Source organism: Leptospira wolffii serovar Khorat str. Khorat-H2, assembly GCF_000306115.2.
Classification (GTDB): domain Bacteria; phylum Spirochaetota; class Leptospiria; order Leptospirales; family Leptospiraceae; genus Leptospira_B; species Leptospira_B wolffii.
Genome location: NZ_AKWX02000007.1, coordinates 506,157 through 526,037, shown reverse-complemented (window position 1 = coordinate 526,037; position 19,881 = coordinate 506,157). Strand labels below are relative to the sequence as shown.

Here is a 19,881-nt window from a genome sequence, read left to right as displayed (position 1 = left end):
CATTCTTTATCCCGAATTCGGATTAGCCGCGGTAAATAATTCCTCGGCGAGTAAAGCGAGTCCGGGTCTGGCCTTCTTCCTATAGCAAAGATAAAATTTCCTCTCCGTTACCCACTCCTCAATGGGAATCTTTTTGAGCTTGGGATTTAGGGAATATTCGGAAAGAAATCCGATCCCGAGTCCCGCCTCCAAGGATTTGATCACGGATTCCACGCTACGTAGTTCCATCCCGATGCGAGGCGATAATTCCCGGGTATAAGGACGGATTTTTTTCTCCACCGCCCTTCTGACCGCGGATGCTGGATGAAACAAAACGAAGGATTCCTTAAGAAGGTCTTCCATTCTAATTTTCTTTTTTAAGAAAATAGGATGCTCTTTGGATGCTACCGGATGGATCCTATCGGAAAGAAACTCCTTGGAGATCAATCCAGGTTCCGAAATCGGGCCGGTCAGAATCCCAAGATCGACTTCTCCCTCCAAAAGCGCCTCCTTGGTTTCCTGTGCGTCCCCTTCTCGGACGGAAAGAGATAGATTTGGGCGACGATGCAATACCTTCTTAAGTATGGAGGGAAGGATCCAAGCGGAGACGGTACCTCCCGTGGAGATGGAAAAATGTCCTCCTAATTGGGGATCGGCGGAGAGGCCTGTCTGCATTTCCTCCCAAAGAGAACGCATCCGTTTGGCGTATCCCTGAAATATCTCGCCCTGGGGAGTGAGTCTGACTTCCTTTCCCCCTCTCTCCAACACCTGTATCCCCAATTCGGTTTCCAGAAGAGAAATCTGCCTGGATAAAGCGGGCTGAGTCAATCCCAGACGACCTGCGGCCCTTTGGAAAGTCCCTGCCTCGGCGATTTCCAAAAAATATCGGATCTGCCTAAATTCCATATTCTTCTCAATATATAACTTTTAGTTATATATATCATAAAACCAATTTATTTGCATTATATTAAATTCTTTGCTACTCTGTTTTTTGAAAGGAGAGAACGATGGGAAAGACCTTATATGATAAAATTTGGGAAAATAACCGGATCGCAAAGGCTTCGGAAAAGGAGGATCTACTCTTCGTAGATCGCCATATTCTCCACGAGGTCACCTCCGCTCAGGCTTTCGCAGGCCTTAGGGAGAAGAATAGAAAAGTAGCCAGACCCGATCTTACTTTCGGCGTCGTGGATCATAATGTTTCGACTAGAGACAGAAAAAACCGGGACGCGGCGGGCCCGGTATCGCGCTTACAAATCGATACTATGGAAAGGAATTGCAAGGACTTCGGACTGGTTCTGTACGGTCCGGAAAATCCGGACCAAGGAATCGTGCATGTTCTGGGGCCCGAACTAGGTTTCACGTTGCCCGGAACGGTTCTAGTCTGCGGAGACTCTCATACTGCGACCCACGGAGCCTTCGGATCTCTGGCATTCGGGATAGGAACGAGCGAGGTGGAACATGTATTGGCCACGCAAACGTTAAAGCAACCCAAATCAAAATCCATGTTCGTACACTTCAAAGGTTTTCCCGGTTTCGGAATCACCGCAAAAGACGTTATACTAGCGTTGATCGCCAAAATAGGCACCGCGGGAGGCCAAGGTTACGTAATGGAATACGGAGGAGAATGGATCTCTTCCCTTTCCATAGAAGGACGCATGACTCTTTGCAATATGAGTATCGAAGCGGGAGCGCGTGCAGGACTCGTCGCAGCCGACGAAAAGACTTTCGAATATTTGAAAGAAAGAAAGCTATCTCCTAAAGGAAAGGATTTCGATCTTGCGGTGGAATATTGGAAGAGCTTCCGTTCGGACGAGGATGCGGTATTCGACGCTTCCCTTGAATTGGATCTGACCGAAATCGAGCCTCAGGTCACTTGGGGAACCAATCCTTCCCAGAGTCTTCCGATCGGATCCGTGGTTCCCGATCCGGAGGAATTCTCCGATTCCAATCGTAAGGAAACCGCTCGAAAAGCGTTGGAATATATGGATCTGAAACCGGGGACCCCTCTTTCGAATATTCTGGTGAATAAGGTATTCATCGGTTCCTGTACGAATTCACGTATAGAAGATCTAAGAGCCGCGGCGGAAGTCGCCAAGGGCAGAAAGGTGCATTCGGCAGTCCAAGCCTTGGTTGTTCCTGGTTCCGGATCAGTGAAACGTCAGGCGGAATCGGAAGGACTGGATCGAATCTTCAAGGAAGCGGGCTTCGAATGGAGAGAACCGGGCTGCTCCCTTTGCCTTGCAATGAACGACGATGTATTATTGCCCGGAGAAAGATGCGCTTCCACTTCCAACCGGAACTTCGAAGGAAGACAAGGCAGAGGCGGAAGAACCCATTTGGTCAGCCCTGCCATGGCGGTTGCGGCTGCTGTGAACGGAAGATTTTCAGACGTGAGGAAATTAGCATGAATACTAAAGTTTGGACCAACCATACGGGAGTCGCGGCCTACATCCCCAGAGCGGATATCGATACGGATCAGATTCTTCCCAAGCAATTCATGAAGAAGGTGGAAAAGACCGGATTCGGAAAACATCTCTTCCACGATTGGAGGTATCTGGATACGGAAGGAACCGTTTCGAATCCAGAATTCATCCTGAACCGGAAAGAATACGAAGGCGCAAGCGTTCTTGTGGCAGGAGAAAATTTCGGCTGCGGTTCTAGCCGGGAACACGCTCCCTGGGCCCTTGCGGATTTCGGAATCCGAGCGATCCTTGCCCCTTCTTTTGCGGACATATTCTCTTTGAATTCTCCCAAAAACGGAATCGCATTGGTGCGTCTCTCTCAAAGGGAGATTTCCTATCTAGTGCATTGGTTAGAGAAAAACCCGGGAGAGAGGATCCGAGTCGATCTGGAAAACGGAAAAGTCCAGGCGGGAGAGAAGAATTTCTCTTTCTTCCTGGATTCTAATTCCACGGAAAGGATTCGCTTCGGTTGGGACGATATCGATCTCACCTTGCAGGAAACCGCTAAAATCCGGGCTTTCCAGGAAAGATACGCCGCAGAAAGGCCCTTTCTCTCGGTAAATTGGTAGGAACTCCTACAAAAAGAAGTGAGAAAAGGAACGTCCTGCCCGTAAGGAATTCGCTGGAAAAGATTTCGGGGGAAATTATGATGTTCGTCTAATTTCTCCCGATACCGGAAAGGATTTCCAGAGTGAGTTTAACAGAGTCCATACACGATAAAATTACCACGCCTATAGTAAAAATCCCGGATTCCGCCCTAAAGAACGGTGTTTATCATCTCACAAGGGAAGAGTTGGGTTCTCCGATAGAACTCAGAGAAGGCGTGACTCTACAATATGAGACTCCTCCGGAAAGGAAAAGATGGCTCATAGACCGTCTACTCTTCGGGACCGATTTTACGTTTCTATACGGATACTTCCGACAAATTTTGAGAGGAAGAAAATTCGCGCTCAAAGGACAATTCTTCGATCCGAAATGGATAGAACTCTCCGGCGGCATTTTAGAATTACTCGAAGGTTGCGGAGGAAAATTCCTTATCGAAGGTTTGGAACATGTAGTGGCTCCCAAAGGTCCCGTCGTTTTTGCGGGAAACCACATGAGCGTTTTGGAAACCTTCGTATTCTCCTATTTCTTAGTTCCCCACAGAAGGGTGACTTTTGTAGTTAAAGAAAGCTTAATACAAGGAAATTTCTTCGGTCCCATCATGAGAAGCAGGGATCCGATCGCCGTGGGCAGAGCCAATCCAAGAGAGGACCTGGTCAAAGTTCTTGAAGAAGGAGCTGCGCTTCTCAAAAAAGGGGTGTCTATCGTAGTATTTCCCCAAAGCACAAGAACTAGAATTTTCCACACCGCCGAATTCAATTCTATCGCGGTGAAACTCGCGTCCAGAGCGGGAGTTCCCGTGGTCCCTTTTGCGATCAAAACAGATTTTTGGGAAAACGGAAGAATTCTCAAAGACTTGGGGACTCTTCGTAGGAACAGAAAGATCCATATGAAATTCGGACCGGCGATACCTACGGGTGCCGACAATCGAGGAGCCCAGGATACTCTGCTTAACTTTGTGGTAAGCAATTTAAAAAAATGGAATGTGGAAGTCGTTCTTCCGGAGAAATAATTCCTTCTATTTGGCAAGTATTACTAGAGCGACCAAAACGACATCCATGGCCAGTGTAAACGGAACCAATAAAGCCATACCTGCATGGAATTCTTCTTTGGTTTTCAGGTCCGAATAGATATTCAGTTTAGCGATATCCATTCCTTTACCCTGCTTCTTCAAAAGAAAACTGGTAAAGGGGGCACCGTCTCTGGAAACCGAAAGCATAGAAAAGGCATTCGGGCTGTCGATATATTCGAATTCCAAGGCTTCGGCAAGAGTTCCTTCTAATAAATGCGGATCGATCCGATTCGCGGAGTTCGACTTCTCGCTATTACTTAAGTCGATTCCGTAATAAGAATCGTCCGGATAATGTAGGACAAAAGCCAAAGGATTCTTTCTCATTCTAAAAATCCGATCCGGCTTCGCTTTAGGAAGATCCTTAGTCTCGCAGAAGATCGCGTTATTTTGTCCGAGGGCAGGAAGGGCCAGAGAAAAATTATAATGCGGAAAAACGAGGAGTCCGTTTCGGATTTCCGTTCTGGCCCTAGGCATCCACATTAGCGATTCGCAAGGAACCGGCCTTTCCAGAAGGAAGGGCTTATTTGCATAAACCTTTTCCGACCGGTAACACCTTTCCTCTTCTCCCATTTTTTGTCCGGCCTGCTCTTCCGTTTGCACGATCACTTTGGCACGAACGTAAAGATATCCGTCCGTTCCCCAGGCAGCATTCGATAATTCAATCCAAGAGAATCCGTAACTTCGTTTAGGACTCACATAATTCGTTACGAAACCGGAAGTGATACAATTGGATAAGAAGAAGAATATAAATAAAAAAGAAGCCCTTCGCATATACGTCCTGGGTATTCGAGATTTTTACTATAAGCCTATCTCGTCACCAGGAATTTCGGACTGGAAAATTCGTTTTTATTTCCGACGGATCGGATTTTCGGATCAATATCCTCCTCCGCCGCCTCCCCCTCCTCCACCGTATCCGCAGGAAGCCACCGCCAACAGGTATTGGGAAGAACAAGCTGTATTCGCGTAACCCGGATTCTCCGAAGAACAACTCAGATACAACGCGGCCGAGGACTTACATTGGTCTTTCTTATTCTTATCGTCTTTTCCGTTTCCATACAGATTGTCATATGAGTCGCAATTCCAAAAAGAAATTAGAATAAAAAGAATCCATAATACACCAAACGGTTTTCTTGTTCGCATAAATCCTCCTAAAAATCATATCAGAAATATCATCCTGAGAAGGTTTCGCAACGGATTTACTAAAAAGGGACTTGGATCGGGAATCGACGATACAAAACGGGAAACGGAAAGAAATTCCTTCGGCGCGGGTCCTATAAAATAACGGAGGAACTGAAACGATGACAACTATTCGTAAAAGGTTCTTTTTCTCTTTTCTGACATTTCTATTACTTGGATTTTCCTCTTGCGCAAGCTTCGATAATCTTGAACAGGCAAATTACCCCCAAAACTGTAATTATGTACAGAGTTATAATTGCGGATCGGTAAGTTCGAGCCGCACCTATTATCGTTCCTATCCTTCCAATTCCCGGTATAGGAACACTCCGGGCTATTATTATAGACCGTCTTCGAATACGGGGCATAATCCTTTTTACGTTCCCTCCGGAAGATTCCATAACGTAGGAAGACCGTCCAAATGGAGACTTTAGGAATAACGAGGGTGCGGTCGGATCTATAATTAAATTATAATTCTATAATAAGTCTCGTCAGCGAAACCAAAATCTTTCTCCGTCCAGAAACTTCTGAACTCCGCTGCGAGTACTCTCGCTCTCCATAACGGGGTAGGTATTCTCCGCCTCTCTCACCAATGCGTCTCTGATAGGAAGATGGCTTCCTTCCAATGCGGATGCGAGATCCGAAAACATCGCATCCCTGGGTTGTCTACATAATTGCGTCGCGTAGGACAAGGCTCTCTCTAAACCCTTTCCTTTTTTGGTCAACTCCCAAACCAAACCCAACTGGTAGGCCCGATCCGCACGAATCCTTTGTCCCGTAAGAATCATAGGCAAAGCGGCCCCCCATCCCAAAAGCCTCGGTAGATAAACCGTGCCTCCGTCCACCAAAGGAACTCCCCACCTTCTACAAGCCACGGAGAATATCGCCTGGGGCTCCGCGATTCGGATATGCCCGTGACAGAATAATTCCAGCCCTCCCGCGTATGTGTATCCTTGGGACACGGTGATGACCGGCTTCTTCATTACGATTCTGGATCCTCCTAAGGGCCCCGAATCTTTTGCAGGATATTCTTTCTTTTCTTTCGGACCAGTATGCAGATCGGCCAAGAGATCGAGAGCTGTCAGATCCGCTCCCGCGGAGAATGCCTTATCTCCCGCTCCGTGCAAAACCGCCACGGTAATGCCATCGTCTTCTCCGAATCTGGTCCAAGCTTCTAAGAATAGATCGGCCATCGCCTTATTTACCGCGTTATGAACCTCCGGGCGGTTCATCGTGATCTGGAGAATTTTTCCTCCGGGGACTTCGTGAATTCGTGTGATCAGTGGAGAATCGGACATGTCGTTAGAATATAAGAAAGCCGGGACCTCGAAAGAACTTTTTTGTTTGCAGTCGGCCAGCGATAGACACACACTTCCTCTACGGAGAATTTTCCCCGTCGCGGATTTGTTTCGCCCAATCCTGCTTTAGCTTCCACATAAGAGTAAGTATGTCCGCTCCAGACGATCATCCAGGAAATACTAGAGAAGCCGACCCTAAAAGGGATTCGGAAACCTCTTCTCTCAAATTATTAAGAGAACTCTTCGATACCTATTCCTGGGAAACGTCCTTAAAGGGATCTTCTCCGAACTTTCCTCCCCAGCTAGCCGAGATACTAAACATCTCCGAACCTTACGATCATTCCTCCTTTATCCAAAGAATCCATCCGGACGATTTCCATAAATGGGAAGCGTTAGTCCAAGAATCTAAAAAAGGAATCGGAAACCGTTTGGAAGAAATCCGGTTCTTGGATAAAAATTCCGATGCGCGTTATTTCAAGACCACGATCGGTAGATCTCAGGGAACCGAAGAAGACTTTCTCATTCTATTACAAGATGTAACTAAAACGAAGACCTCACAAGAAAGTCTGCACCAAATCACCCAGAGATTGAAACTTGCTACAAGGACGGCTAATGTAGGGATTTGGGATCTGAATCTTTCTCTCAATATCCTGGTCTGGGACGAAGCGATGTATCGTTTATACGGAATCCGGGAAGACGAATTCTCCGGGGCTTACGATGCATGGGTAAATGGATTGCATCCCGAAGATAAGGAAAGAGCCACTCAAGAACTACAGGAAGCGTTAGACGGCACAAGGGAGTTTAATACCGAATTTCGGGTATTATGGCCGAACGGAGAGGTCCGTTACATCAAGGCGATCGCCGCAGTCCTCCGAGATCCCGAAGGTAAACCGACTCAAATGATCGGTACAAACTGGGACATTACGCAAATCCGTTCGGCGGAAAAGGAAAAACGCAGGAACCAGGAAATCATCTCCAAGATGAACGAGGTAGCTAAGATCGGTAGCTGGGAGATCGATTTCAGAAACGATAAAGTAATCTGGTCCAAGAAAACGAAAGAGATACACGGGCTACCGGAAAGTTACGAACCGAAGAAAGAAGATTTCCTAAGATTCGCCAGAGACGGGGAAAGTAGGAAGAAAATTTCCGAGGCGCAATCCAATTCTCTTCAGCTAGGGATCGGTTACGATATGGACATACAAATTGTCCTGGATTCCGGAAAATTCAAATGGGTCCGTACTCTGGGACAGGCGGAATTTAAGAACGGAAAATGTATCCGACTCTACGGAATCTACCAGGATATCGACGAAAGAAGAAGGATCGAAGATAATCTACTGGTCAGCGAGTCTACTTTCCGAGGAGCCTTCGAGAATAGCGGAATCGGAATGTCATTAGTCTCCACGGAAGGAAGATGGTTGAAGGTAAATCGCAAATTATGCGAGATGCTCGGATATCCCGAAGAGGAACTTCTAGTCACTACATTCCAAGACATCACTCATCCGGAAGACTTGGAAAAGGATATGAATTACGTAGGCCAGATGCTCAGAGGAGAGATACGGACCTATTCCATGGAGAAACGTTATTTTCGCAAGGACAGATCCATCATATGGATCAACCTGAGCGCCTCCATGGTTCGGGACTCGGACGGAAAGCCGATGTATTTCGTCTCCCAGATAGAGGATATCACTCAAAAGAAAATCGCCGAGGAAAATCTGATTAGCGTACACGATGAGATGAAGCTGATCCTGGATTCGGCTACTCAAGTCGCGATTATACGCACGGACATTAACGGGATCATCTCTCATTTCAGCAAGGGTGCGGAAAACGTGCTGGGCTATTCTTCCGCTGAAATCGTAGGAACCCGAACCCCCGAATTTTTCCATGTACCGGAAGAAATGACGGAACGCTCCGAAGAACTAGTAAAAGAGATCGGAGAAAAAACGGAAGGTTTCGAATCCTTAGTTGCCATCGCCAAAAGAGATCGATTCGAATCCAAGATCTGGCGGTATCGCAGAAAAGACGGTTCCGTATTTCCCGCGCAATTGGTAGTAACCTCGATCTTTAACGGAGAATCCGAGATCACCGGATTCTTGGGAGTGGTCACCGATATTTCGGAAACCGTAAACAATCAAAAGAAATTGGAAGAAACCAAAAAACAACTGGAGACCTTGGCGGAACAACTCGGACAAAGAAACGCACAATTATTGAATTACGCCCATATCACTTCGCATAATCTACGGGCTCCTACTAGCAATCTGATTTCTCTTTTGGAACTCATACAAGAATCGGAAACTCCGGCGGAAACGGAAAACCTGATTCATAAATTCAAGATCTCTGTGGAATATCTACGGGAAACTTTAGACAGCTTGGTTGAGGTGTTGAGAATACAGGAATTCGCCAATCGGGAACTCGAACTTATAAAAGCGCCCCCCATATTGGAAAAAATCAGAAAGATACTCGAGGGAAAAATTCTGGAAACCGAAACGGAAATAGACTCCGACTTTTCCGCATTCGATGAATGGGAATACAATCGTTCCTATTTGGAAAGTATCCTATTGAATCTGATTTCGAATTCCATTAAGTATAGATCCCCCGATCGAAAACCTAAAATTAGAATCTTCACCGAAATATCCCAGGGCAAATATTATTTGAACGTGGAGGATAACGGACTCGGAATCGATCTGAATAAAAATCGAGGCAAGCTATTCGGTTTGCATAAGACCTTTCATAGACACCCGGAAGCGAGAGGAGTCGGACTTTTTCTGACTAAAACCCAGGTGGAATCCTTGGGTGGAAGAATTTTTGCGGAAAGTAAACCGGATTTCGGAAGCAAATTCACGATAGAAATCCCTTCCGAGTCGGTCGCCTCCGAAAAGCCATAAACACAAAACTTCACGATTTTAAACGAAATTCGATCTTCTCCGACGTTTCGATGAGCCTTCTTTATATATCTGTAAATTTCGATCATTCTCTTGCGATTTAAGGAATTTTCAATGAAAGGAAAAAGGCTATGCCTGTCAGCTTGGCTAAAAAAATCCCTTTGTGGATTGCCCTTTCTCTAAAAAGAACTAAGCTATAAGTATGGTGAAAACGATGAAAGCAGATCCCAAGTATCATACTCGGCTGCAAACAACGATCGTAGACCCGCATCCACATAGTTATGCGAGATCGGAACCGCATAAGCCTGTAAAAACAAAGAAACAACCGGTCCAAAAAGAAGAGCAAATCGCCTCTTTTTGGCTGTTTTATCTGATTCTATTCATCGGATCGATTATACCGATCGTCGGAGTATTTCCGGCTTTCATTCTATTTTCGTTCACGAAGAATAAGTTTTTCAGGATGTTACCGTTGGTCGTAAGTCTTTGCACCAGCGGCTATGCGCTGTATCTACGAGCCCATTCGGGATCGGTATTCCAAGAATTAAAACATCTAGTTTACTGACCGAAAAAGGATTCGTTGGGAAAGAAGGTCTATCCGATAGGCTCTCGTTGGCGATCAGAAGATAAGCGCGGAACCTAGGATTCCGTATATTAAGCCGGGCCAGTTCGTCCGGCTTTTTTATCCCAATATTTTAAATAATTTTAATATTATAATCTGACCCTTCTTCCGAGGCGACCCCTTAAAACCTCATATTCTTATCATTAAACGAATGAGTAATATATTGATCCGAATTATTTTCCCGATTTTTAGAATATCGTTTGATCGTTTTCGCTATAGCGAAATTATTATCGAATATATCGAACGCGTTTCGAAAGAGGAAGATTGGCTAGACAGTTCGACGCAAACCGGGATCTACAGGAAAATTTTCAGACCGGAGATGGGTATGAGCGTTTCATCGACTCGATTTTCCGTAAGCAGAACGAGGATCCGCATCGTTACGGAGGACGTCAGGTTGCCGGAAACTTTATCCGGGAATTATTCGATATTTTATTCGCGGGTTTCTTTTCCGACCTGAGCTTTAGAGATAGAACCCAGGTGGAGGACGGTATCTCCCGCTTCCTTTTGGATGCAAAAAAGAAGTTGGAGCCGTATTTGCAGCAAACTTCCGATTCTTCTTCGAAAGATATAAACGATGTTTTGAGGAATTTTCAGGATGCGCTTCCTTCCCTTTATGAGCTGATTTGGGAGGACGCGATCGCCGCCTACGAAGGGGACCCTGCGGCGGAAAGCGTGAAGGAAGTCATACTCGCCTATTCCGGATTTTATGCGATAGCGGTGCATAGAGTCGCTCACGCATTACATAATCTGCAAGTCCCCATTTTTCCAAGAATGTTAAGCGAATACGCGCATGAAAAAACGGGAATCGATATCCACCCCGGTGCAAAAATAGGACGCTCCTTCTTTATGGACCATGGGACCGGAATCGTAATCGGAGGCACCTCGATCATTGCGGATAACGTCAAAATCTACCAGGGCGTAACCTTGGGAGCGCTTTCGGTGAGTAAGAGTCTTGCGAGCGTCAAAAGACATCCCACAATCGAGGAGAATGTAATCATCTATGCAGGAGCTACGATACTCGGCGGAGACACCGTAATCGGAAGGAATAGCATCATAGGAGGAAACGCCTGGTTGACCCAAAGCGTTCCTCCCTTCTCCATCGTTTATCAGAAAAACGAAGTGCGGGTCCGTAGCTCCAAGGAATTGGATAACGTAATCGACTTCTCTATCTGATAAATTTCGCACACTTCCCCCGCCTTCCCACTTAAAGAGGTCCGGAAGTTCTTTCTCCTCTCAGATCCAAAAGAGCGGAGACAAGAGCGTCCAAATCCTCGCAAGTATTATAAACCGCTAAAGAAGGTCTGACGGTACTTTCCAAACCGAATCTACGGAGTATGGGCTGGGCACAATGGTGACCGGATCGGACTGCGATTCCTTCCTGGGCCAGATATCTTCCCACATCCTCGGTCTTGAAGCCTTCCAGAACGAAGGAAAGAACTCCCGCTTTCTCCTTTGCGGTTCCGATCATTTTTAAGCCGGGGACTCTGGAAAGCTGTGCAGTTCCGTATTCCAACAGAGAATGCTCGTATTCCGCAATCCGATTCATGCCTATACGATTCAGATAATCTATGGCGGCGCCTAGTCCCACGGCGTCGGCGATATTACCGGTTCCCGCTTCGAATCGGAAAGGAGCCTGTTGGTATACTGTTTTTTCGAAGGTTACGTCTTGGATCATATTCCCGCCGCCTTGCCAAGGAGGCATGGAGTCTAAGACCTCTTTTTTTCCGTACAGTACTCCGATTCCCGTAGGAGCGAATACCTTATGTCCGGAGAAGACATAAAAATCGCAATCTATCGCCTGAACATCCACCTGCATATGTGAAACGGCTTGCGCTCCGTCTACGAGAACCTTTGCCCCGTATCTATGAGCGAGTTCCGTCATGCTCTGTACGGGGGTAACCGTTCCTAACGCATTCGAAACCTGCGTAAAGGAAACGATCTTGGTACGAGGGCTTAATAGTCTTTCGTATTCCGCAAGAATTAACTGGCCCGTTTCATCCACGGGAACCACTTTCAACTTTGCTCCTTTTTCCGCACAAAGCATCTGCCAAGGAACGATATTGGCGTGATGTTCCAACCAGGTGATCAGTATCTCGTCGTCTTTTCCTATATTCTTCCTGCCCCAAGTGTTCGCGATTAGATTGATCGCTTCCGTCGCACCCCGGGCGAATACGATCTCCTCCGAAGAAGAGGAATTTAGGAATTGTTTCACCTTCTCTCTGGCGGCTTCGTATGCGTCAGTCGCTCTTGCCGCAAGCGTATGTGCTCCCCTATGGATGTTCGAATTCTCGTGTTCATAGAAATAGGATAAGCGATCTATAACCGCTTTCGGCTTATGCGTGGTTGCGGCGTTATCCAGCCAAACAAGATCCCTTCCGTTCACCTTTTCTTTCAGGATAGGAAAATCCCTTCTTACAGAATCGATCTCTAAATTTCCTGAAGAAAGACTCACCGACGGAATGAGGCTGGGGGAAAAACTGAAAGGGTCGGAGATTTGGATTCCGGAACCCGTTTGCGGAAAGGATCTGCTTCCCTCTAAGAAACCGAAAGCGGTTGAGAAAGCGCTTTCGGGACGAGAAGAAGGATTGAGTCCTCCCGGATAACCGGGCAGCCCGGATCCCGAAAGGAACTCATCCGGAGATCTCAAATAGTCCGTACCAGAAATATTCCAAGGTCCGTCGATCCCGATCCCGGAAGAAGCTATCTCTGCCGGTGAAGAAGAGATAGGCTCGGGAGGCTTGGAAGGAACCTGGGACTGGGTAAGTAACAATTCTTCTACGCTAGAACCGGAAGGTAGAGGACCGAAAAATTCCCTGGCAAGATCCGCGATCCGTGCGGGATCGATCGGAGCCTGCGTTTCCTGAAAACCCGGAAACGTAAAATCTTCCGGGCCGTTAGGAAAGGAATCATTTATACTCATAGTAATTGCCTACATCCACATTTTCTAATGCTCCGATCGCGTCGTCAGTGAGTACCGCAGCCGAGCAATATAAAGAGATGAGATAAGAACCGATCGCGGAGCGATTGATTCCCATGAATCGAACGGAAAGTCCGGGGGTTTGCTCGCCAGGTAATCCGGGTTGGTATAATCCCACGACCCCTTGCTTTTTCTCTCCCACTCTTAATAAAAGAATATTCGTAGTTCCACCGGGAACCTTAGGAACGGATTCTCCTCCCACAAGCAACTTGTCCGTAGGAATGATCGGTAATCCTCTCCAGGTCAGGAATTGTGCTCCGAAAAGGGAAACGGTAGCCGGAGGAACTCCCCTTCTGGTGCATTCTCTTCCGAATGCGGCGATAGCGAGAGGATGCGCTAAGAAGAAGGACGGCTCCTTCCAAACTTTCGAGATCAATTCATCCAGATCGTCTGGAGTCGGAGGTCCTTTTCTCGTTTGGATTCTTTGGTTTTTAGGGACATTCTTCAATAAACCGTAATCGTCGTTATTGATGAGTTCGTTTTCCTGTCTTTCCTTCACGCTCTCGATGGTCAGTCGGAGTTGTTCTTTGATTTGATCGTGAGGGGTGCTGAATAAGTCGGAGACCCTTGTATGAACGTCCAAAACGGTAGATATTGCGCTTAACGTATACTCTCTTGGGTTTTCCTCGTAATCCACGAACGTCTCGGGTAGAGGTTGCTCGTCCTTTTGGCCGCAGAGTACGTCCACTTTGCTATTGTCCCTGACTCGATTCACTCTCAGGGTTCCCGATTCCAACGGTTTCCAATCGAGAAGGCGCACTAACCAACGGGGAGTGATCGCTCCGAATTGAGGTGCGGTTTTAGTGGTATTTGCGAGTTTCCGAGCGGACCTGTCGCTTAGAGCATGTTGGATGGGGCCGGTTTCAGCCATGTATATTTTCTCCTTAAGAATCCGCCTTTCGCTACGAACTCATCGATAGAAGGACAAGCTATCGTTCCTCATCATGCGCAATATACTGGAACATCCGGCAGTATATTAAGCAATTCTTCTATTTGACGGTTCCAAAAGCGAAGAACGTATGCAGATTCGAATTCGTATTAGATTTTATTTATAAAAAAGGAAACCCTTTTTTACTTCGTTCTTTCAAGGAAGTAAGGATACGTCCAATAAATGAAACGGTTTTCCAAAGGGTATAAATAGGCCCCCGGGACTCATATGCGGATTGCTCTCGGAACGGGGAATGGATGGGATTTAGGCCGTTTTTATTTGTCCGATAGACGGCTTTCTTATTTCTCCGTCCAATATATTGGGCATTTTTTTGAATTCGCTCCGCCTTTCCGAGAGCGATTTCCGCAGAAATATCGGAGAAAGAAACCCGATCCGGGTCCGTTTCGAATCCCAAAAATCTTGCCAAGCCGACGGAAAATGACAATCTAAAGTAAAATGTCCTCAATCGGCGGGCCTATGAAGCGAGTCATTGCATCCAGGGAAGGAGTCGGTATCACCGCCTCCGTAATCCAAAAACAGGAATTATATTTGTCTCAGGTCTTTAACGAACTTCCCACCATCGTATTCGTAAAAGAAGGCACAAAGACTCTAAGAAGGGGTTCTTCTGAATTAGAAATCCGAGAAGGAGAAGCTGTTGCGATCGCCGGCGGACAATCCTTCGATGTGATCAATCGTCCTAACGGGCAAGATTTCGAGGCGGCATGGATCGCCTTCCCTTCCGCTATAGTACAGAACTTTTCGTTTACGAGAACGGAGAACTCCGTCATCGAAACCGCGTTCCCCATCAGAGAACTCAAATCCGGATTCCAAGAAGCCTTTCAAACCGCGAGAGATACGATCACCACAAGTAAACAGATTCCCGATCATATCGCCATACATAGAGTAGGTGAAGTTCTTTTATGGCTGGGAGAATTCGGAAAAAGATTCCCGGTATCTTCCTCTCAGAAGTTGAGTCAAAGGATCCGTTCCCTCCTGAACGCAAATCCTTCTGAGGACTGGTCTGCGGGAGGTGTAGCGAATCGATTGGAAATCAGCGAGGCCACTCTCAGAAGAAAACTTTCCGGCGAGAACATTTCCTTCACGGAACTTCTTATCGACGTGAGAATGTCCTATGCTCTTTCCTTATTGCAGTCTACGGAACTCTCCATCGGGGAAATCGCAAAGGAAGTGGGTTACGAGTCCCCTTCCCGGTTCGCAATAAGATTCAGAGACCGTTTCGGTCATTCTCCCAATGTTTTACGGAAGGAAACGGTGCTATTTAAGCGAAACGGCACAGTCTTTGAGCGAGTCGGTATATAAGGGATCTTTTTTTCCAAATTAGAAATGCGGATCCAAGATTCTTTGTGTAAGCTATCCCGCATAAGAACTGGGAGGTTTTTATGCGATTTTCTTCTGCAAAAAGAGGCTTGGCGGCGCTCTTAAGTTTTCTATTCGTAAGTTCAGCGTACGCAGCCGATTTGAAAGTGACAAGTGACACGATCAAAGAGGGGGGCACCTTGACCAACACTCAGGTATTCGCCGGATTCGGTTGTAGCGGTGAGAATATTTCTCCCGATCTAAAATGGACGGGAGCTCCCAAGGATACTAAATTCTTCGCAGTCACCGTTTACGATCCGGATGCTCCTACCGGTAGCGGATGGTGGCATTGGACCGTATTCAATATCCCTGCGGATGTTACTAGTCTAGCTTCCAAATCAGGTAACGAAAAGGGACCGCTTCCTGCAGGTGCAGTCCAAGGTAGAACCGATTTCGGAAAACCCGGATTCGGCGGTGCCTGCCCTCCTAAAGGCGACAAGCCCCACCGATATATTTTCAAAGTATTCGCACTGAAGGATAAGGTTCCCTTAGACCAAGAGGCATCCGGAGCATTAGTAGGATTCTATCTGAATTCCTTAAAACTTGCGGAAGGCAAACTCACTGTAAAATACGGCAGATAATTCTTCCCCGCGGCAGGGAGTTCCTTCTTTGTCGCGGACCCTTCTTCTTTCGGTAGAAGGTACTACATTCTCGCTTTTTCGTTCCCCTCTAAAAATTCATTGACCCTTTTCCTCATTCGAGGAAGTTCTGTTATAGCATATATTAATTTAATATGATAGATATATTGACAAATATATTAGTCGATCCTTCTGATAAGGGAAATCTTCTCTGGGACGAGGCACAAGGACTAGCTTATAATCCAAGGCTTCGATTGAGATACCCTTTCCGGAACGGTTTTCCGAGACTCCATAAGAACGAGGCCTCTCCCGCAAAAAATGAAGAGGAGCACCTGGGCTTTCTTTATGGGACTGTCCCCTTGCAGGAAGGAGATCCTACAAAAACATCTCACGAAGACCCCGAGACTCGAATCGCCCGTTATGAAGGATTCGCGGAATACTACGATACCATTATGCAGGACGATTCCAATCGAGGAGAATTGGCTCGCTCCGCCTACGAATTACTCTCTTCTCTCGCAGGAAAAGGAGAAGGAATCGCTTTGGATATAGGATGCGGCACCGGTCTTTCGGCAAGATTCGCTAAGGACTTGGGTTACGACCCGATCGGTGTGGATCTTTCCGCAGATCAGCTCAGAGTGGCTTCTGCCCGATTGCCTGTGGTACTCGGAGACTCGGCCGAACTTCCGATCGCAAGCGATTCCGTCAAACTGGCCTATAGCACTTTTACCACCACGGATTGGGACGATTTGGCCCGTTCCGCCAGGGAAATCTACCGGGTTCTTTCTTCCGGAGGAAGGTATATAGACGTGGGCGTCCATCCTTGCTTCTACGGAGGTTTTTCGGAAGCGCTTCCGGAAGGAGGCATTTTGCAAAAAGTGGGTTATAATGGAACTCAGTATCTGGAACCGGAAACCTTAAAGGGTTCGGTCCGGAGTAAAGTCGGAGCCTGGCATAGACCTTTGGCCGAAGTACTGAATCTATTTTTAGAGGCGGGGTTCCGATTGGTAAGAATATCGGAAGGAGGACCGGAAAAACTTCCGAGCCTTCTCGCATTGAGTTTCATTAAAGATTAAGAATATTCTTTCATTATGATACAATAGGAGAAAAAGCATGTCAGCAACCGCAACTAAAGAGAAAGTCTGGCCTTCACCCGAGATCGTGGAGGATTTATCCGAAGTAAGAAACAAGGCCCCTCTTACCCACGTTTTAACGAATATAGTCGTCACGAATTGGACCGCTAACGTATTATTAGCGGCAGGAGCCTCCCCTGCCATGGTCATCGCGGAAGAAGAAGCGGGCGACTTCGCCGCAATCGCGTCCGGATTGCTGATCAATGTAGGAACCATTTCCAGCATAGATGCCAAGGCACAGAGAGTCGCAGCAAAAAGCGCCCAAAAAGCGGGAACACCTTGGGTTCTGGATCCGGTTGCCGCAGGCGCTCTTAAATTCCGAACCGATTTTGCGAAGGAACTTTTGGAATATAAACCCACAGTGATCCGAGGAAACGCGTCGGAAATTCTTGCATTAGCTGGAGCAGTAGGCGGAGGAAAGGGTGTGGATTCTACCGCCCAATCGGGAGAGGCTTTGGCTCCTGCCCTAGGGCTTGCGGAAAGAACGGGTGCAGTAGTCGCAATCAGCGGTGAGATAGATTATATCACAAACGGAAAAGAGACGATCGCAGTTCCCGGCGGACATGTGCTTATGACCAAGGTCACGGGAGTGGGTTGCTCTTTAGGAGCGTTGATCGCGGCTTTCTTAGGAGTACAAAAGGATCCGTTACGCGCAGCCGTTTCCGCTTCCGCGGTATTCGGGATCGCAGGTCTGCGAGCCGCGGAACAATCCCAAGGAACGGGAAGCTTCGCCGTGGCGTTCTTAGACCAAATATCGAATCTTTCCGCATGAGTATCACCGTAGCGGTTCCTACGGGGAATATAGCAAAGTATCTTCTTCCCAAACTTCTTTCCGCGGGAGAAAAAGTGACCGTACTCACGAGGAGCCCTCACAAATTGGATCCTTCTCTTAAGGATAAGATCCGAATCGAAGTGGGAGCATTAGAAGATCAGGACTTCGTCCAGAATGCCACCAAAGATACGGAAGCGTTATATTGGTTGAACCCGGGAAATAAATCCGCAACGGACGTCCATGCTTGGTATAAATTATACGGAAAGAGCGTGGCGGGTGCCGTGCAAAAGAATCGGATTCCTTTCGTGGTGAATATTTCTACCATCATTCCGGAAGTCGTGGAGGCGGGAGTCGCAGACGGAATCGTCCATGTAGAGGAATATCTGAACGAAACGGACGCCAATGTGGTTCACCTACGTCCCGGATTCTTTCTGGAAAATCTCTTGGCTCAATTGGAAGATCTACGGTCTCGTAGCACAATCACCTTCCCTATACCGCCCGACCGTCCCGTGGCGTTTATCGCCACCAAGGATATCGCGGAAGTCGCTGCAGAATACCTTCTTCTCAAAAATTGGAAAGGCAAACGGATTCACGTTCTCCATGGAGGAGAAGATCTAACGTTCTCGGAAGCCTTAAAACGTTTGAGCGAATCTGTGGGTCGCGTATTAAAATACGATTATATAACTCTGGAGGATTTCCAAAACGGACTGGTCTCCCGAGGAGTGAGCGAGGCCGCCGCGGAAGGTTATACGGATATCTATAGATCCATGCATCTTCCCAGAGAAGTGGAAGGAGAAAGAAAGCCGGAAACTACGACAAGCACGACCGTATCCGCCTGGGGAAAAGAAGTCCTTCTTCCGAAATTGGAAGCTGTATGATCGTCGATTCGGACTGGCTACTTTCCCATTTAGACGATCCTAAAGTTCGGATCGTGGATATCCGAGGAAGAGTGGAAGCCACGGAACCCAGATACCATGCCGAACCGGAACTATACGCCTTAGAGCATATCCCGGGGGCGGTTTTCGTGGATTGGACTAAGGATATCGTGGATCTGGAGGATCCGGTCCCGGTCAATATCGCAGGTATCCGAAAATTCTCCGATCTAATGGAAACATTAGGAATCGATAATGATACATTTGTGGTAGCCTACGACGATCATAATACCATGTTCGCGGGAAGACTCGTTTGGGCTCTTAGATATTACGGCCATAGCAAAGCCGCAATCTTGGATGGAGGTTTCCAAAATTGGAAAAGAGAAGGAAAGCCGGTAAGCTCGGAAATCCCTCGCTTTGCAAAGACCGCATTCCAAGCGGAACCCCACCCCGAACTGAAACGCTCCGCGGACGATGTGCAATTTCGTTCCACCGATACCTTGCTCATCGATGCGAGAAGGCCAGAAGTATTCGCGAAAGGCCATATCCCAGGAGCGATCAATCTTCCCCACCCTACGTTAACCGATTCGAAAACGGGAAAATATCTTCCCTTGAAAGAGCTAAAAGAGTCCTTTCGATCGGCGGGTCTGGATCCGGACAGACTTCCGGAAAAAATCATCAGCTATTGCAACGGTGGAGCCTCGGCTACGGTAGTTCTCACTGCGTTATCCCTTTTGGGAAGAGAAGACGTTCCCTTATACGACGGCTCTTGGAATGAATGGGGAAGGGATCCGAAAAGACCTAAAGAAGGATCGGATTCATAGAATGGAGAAATATGTTTTTAAGAATATAAGGAAAACGTTCAGGCGGAAGAAAATCCGCCTTTTCGTTTTTCGAATGATCAAGATTCGTTCAAGAGTAGAAAAGCGGTTTCCTGGTTGCAATCGTAAGCTTCGATATCCAGAATGAAATCATCTCCCGAACTTAAGTTAGTCAGGATTTCAGTCCCGTTACTTCTCAAATCGCCATCCACAACCTGGTTGATCTTCATGTATTCCACGTTTCCGAATCCGAACGTATAACCGTGATCGGTAAGAATGATCATTTTGCTGTCTCTCTCGTTAATCCCAGCGATTCTGCCTTGCATCGATTTTCCTCC

The 19,881-nt window shown here is 47.1% G+C and carries 19 protein-coding genes; 12 read left to right on the top strand and 7 right to left on the bottom strand.

Going from position 1 to position 19,881, the window contains the following annotated elements:
* Nucleotides 1-6: 6 nt before the first annotated feature.
* Nucleotides 7-885, bottom strand: a complete 879-nt coding sequence (locus LEP1GSC061_RS06715) for a LysR family transcriptional regulator (RefSeq protein WP_016544854.1) — start codon at nucleotides 883-885, stop codon at nucleotides 7-9.
* Nucleotides 886-986: 101 nt separating this feature from the next.
* Here LEP1GSC061_RS06715 and leuC point away from each other — a divergent pair, with 101 nt between their 5' ends.
* The 3 genes from leuC to LEP1GSC061_RS06700 all read left to right on the top strand — a co-directional run bounded on the left by leuC (nucleotide 987) and on the right by LEP1GSC061_RS06700 (nucleotide 4,059).
* Nucleotides 987-2,390, top strand: coding sequence for a 3-isopropylmalate dehydratase large subunit (leuC, locus tag LEP1GSC061_RS06710; protein ID WP_016544502.1), 1,404 nt, complete (start codon nucleotides 987-989; stop codon nucleotides 2,388-2,390).
* Complete coding sequence (leuD, locus tag LEP1GSC061_RS06705; protein WP_016544497.1) at nucleotides 2,387-3,013, top strand: 3-isopropylmalate dehydratase small subunit; 627 nt, start codon at nucleotides 2,387-2,389, stop codon at nucleotides 3,011-3,013. The genes leuC and leuD overlap by 4 nt, the downstream gene beginning before the upstream one ends.
* A 122-nt stretch (nucleotides 3,014-3,135) precedes the next feature.
* Nucleotides 3,136-4,059: a lysophospholipid acyltransferase family protein gene (locus tag LEP1GSC061_RS06700; protein WP_016544836.1), complete on the top strand. Its 924-nt coding sequence runs from the start codon at nucleotides 3,136-3,138 to the stop codon at nucleotides 4,057-4,059.
* Between the two features lie 6 nt (nucleotides 4,060-4,065).
* On the opposite strand, the gene LEP1GSC061_RS06695 is transcribed toward LEP1GSC061_RS06700, so the two are convergent.
* The 3 genes from LEP1GSC061_RS06695 to LEP1GSC061_RS06680 form a co-directional block, all read right to left on the bottom strand.
* Nucleotides 4,066-4,890, bottom strand: coding sequence for a hypothetical protein (locus LEP1GSC061_RS06695; RefSeq protein WP_016545068.1), 825 nt, complete (start codon nucleotides 4,888-4,890; stop codon nucleotides 4,066-4,068).
* A 102-nt stretch (nucleotides 4,891-4,992) separates the two neighbouring features.
* Nucleotides 4,993-5,259, bottom strand: a complete 267-nt coding sequence (locus LEP1GSC061_RS06690; protein ID WP_040508114.1) for a hypothetical protein — start codon at nucleotides 5,257-5,259, stop codon at nucleotides 4,993-4,995.
* Nucleotides 5,260-5,783: 524 nt separating this feature from the next.
* The gene (locus LEP1GSC061_RS06680; protein ID WP_016544251.1) at nucleotides 5,784-6,590 is read right to left on the bottom strand and encodes an enoyl-CoA hydratase-related protein; all 807 of its coding nucleotides are present in this window, start codon (nucleotides 6,588-6,590) and stop codon (nucleotides 5,784-5,786) included.
* A gap of 149 nt (nucleotides 6,591-6,739) precedes the next feature.
* Between LEP1GSC061_RS06680 and LEP1GSC061_RS20800 the strand changes: the two genes are divergently transcribed.
* The 3 genes from LEP1GSC061_RS20800 to epsC all read left to right on the top strand — a co-directional run bounded on the left by LEP1GSC061_RS20800 (nucleotide 6,740) and on the right by epsC (nucleotide 11,261).
* On the top strand, nucleotides 6,740-9,472 hold the full coding sequence (locus LEP1GSC061_RS20800) for a sensor histidine kinase (RefSeq protein WP_016545046.1): 2,733 nt from the start codon (nucleotides 6,740-6,742) through the stop codon (nucleotides 9,470-9,472).
* 211 nt (nucleotides 9,473-9,683) lie between these two features.
* Entirely contained in the window at nucleotides 9,684-10,031 is a 348-nt protein-coding gene (locus tag LEP1GSC061_RS06670) for a hypothetical protein (protein WP_016544886.1), read from the top strand.
* A gap of 321 nt (nucleotides 10,032-10,352) precedes the next feature.
* Nucleotides 10,353-11,261 carry a serine O-acetyltransferase EpsC gene (gene epsC, locus LEP1GSC061_RS06665; RefSeq protein ID WP_016544928.1) on the top strand — a complete coding sequence of 303 codons (909 nt, stop codon included), beginning with the start codon at nucleotides 10,353-10,355 and terminating at the stop codon, nucleotides 11,259-11,261.
* A gap of 31 nt (nucleotides 11,262-11,292) precedes the next feature.
* Here epsC and LEP1GSC061_RS06660 read toward each other — a convergent pair whose 3' ends face one another.
* Both LEP1GSC061_RS06660 and LEP1GSC061_RS06655 read right to left on the bottom strand, forming a co-directional pair.
* Entirely contained in the window at nucleotides 11,293-13,008 is a 1,716-nt protein-coding gene (locus LEP1GSC061_RS06660; RefSeq protein ID WP_016544796.1) for a family 2A encapsulin nanocompartment cargo protein cysteine desulfurase, read from the bottom strand.
* Nucleotides 12,995-13,936: a family 2A encapsulin nanocompartment shell protein gene (locus tag LEP1GSC061_RS06655; protein ID WP_016544669.1), complete on the bottom strand. Its 942-nt coding sequence runs from the start codon at nucleotides 13,934-13,936 to the stop codon at nucleotides 12,995-12,997. Before LEP1GSC061_RS06655 ends, LEP1GSC061_RS06660 begins: the two co-directional genes overlap by 14 nt.
* Nucleotides 13,937-14,470: 534 nt before the next feature.
* Here LEP1GSC061_RS06655 and LEP1GSC061_RS06645 point away from each other — a divergent pair.
* The 6 genes from LEP1GSC061_RS06645 (at nucleotide 14,471) to LEP1GSC061_RS06620 (ending at nucleotide 19,546) form a co-directional block, all read left to right on the top strand.
* Nucleotides 14,471-15,313: an AraC family transcriptional regulator gene (locus LEP1GSC061_RS06645; protein WP_016544518.1), complete on the top strand. Its 843-nt coding sequence runs from the start codon at nucleotides 14,471-14,473 to the stop codon at nucleotides 15,311-15,313.
* A gap of 80 nt (nucleotides 15,314-15,393) precedes the next feature.
* Nucleotides 15,394-15,951, top strand: a complete 558-nt coding sequence (locus LEP1GSC061_RS06640; RefSeq protein ID WP_016544451.1) for a YbhB/YbcL family Raf kinase inhibitor-like protein — start codon at nucleotides 15,394-15,396, stop codon at nucleotides 15,949-15,951.
* A 152-nt stretch (nucleotides 15,952-16,103) separates the two neighbouring features.
* Complete coding sequence (locus LEP1GSC061_RS06635) at nucleotides 16,104-17,021, top strand: methyltransferase domain-containing protein (protein ID WP_016544835.1); 918 nt, start codon at nucleotides 16,104-16,106, stop codon at nucleotides 17,019-17,021.
* 37 nt (nucleotides 17,022-17,058) lie between these two features.
* The gene (gene thiM, locus LEP1GSC061_RS06630; RefSeq protein ID WP_016544407.1) at nucleotides 17,059-17,850 is read left to right on the top strand and encodes a hydroxyethylthiazole kinase; all 792 of its coding nucleotides are present in this window, start codon (nucleotides 17,059-17,061) and stop codon (nucleotides 17,848-17,850) included.
* Nucleotides 17,847-18,728, top strand: coding sequence for an NmrA family NAD(P)-binding protein (locus tag LEP1GSC061_RS06625; protein WP_016544515.1), 882 nt, complete (start codon nucleotides 17,847-17,849; stop codon nucleotides 18,726-18,728). Before thiM ends, LEP1GSC061_RS06625 begins: the two co-directional genes overlap by 4 nt.
* Complete coding sequence (locus LEP1GSC061_RS06620) at nucleotides 18,725-19,546, top strand: sulfurtransferase (protein WP_016545070.1); 822 nt, start codon at nucleotides 18,725-18,727, stop codon at nucleotides 19,544-19,546. The genes LEP1GSC061_RS06625 and LEP1GSC061_RS06620 overlap by 4 nt, the downstream gene beginning before the upstream one ends.
* A gap of 77 nt (nucleotides 19,547-19,623) precedes the next feature.
* Here the strand turns inward: LEP1GSC061_RS06620 and LEP1GSC061_RS06615 are convergent, their stop codons facing one another.
* On the bottom strand, nucleotides 19,624-19,869 hold the full coding sequence (locus LEP1GSC061_RS06615; protein WP_016544968.1) for a hypothetical protein: 246 nt from the start codon (nucleotides 19,867-19,869) through the stop codon (nucleotides 19,624-19,626).
* Nucleotides 19,870-19,881: the final 12 nt, after the last annotated feature.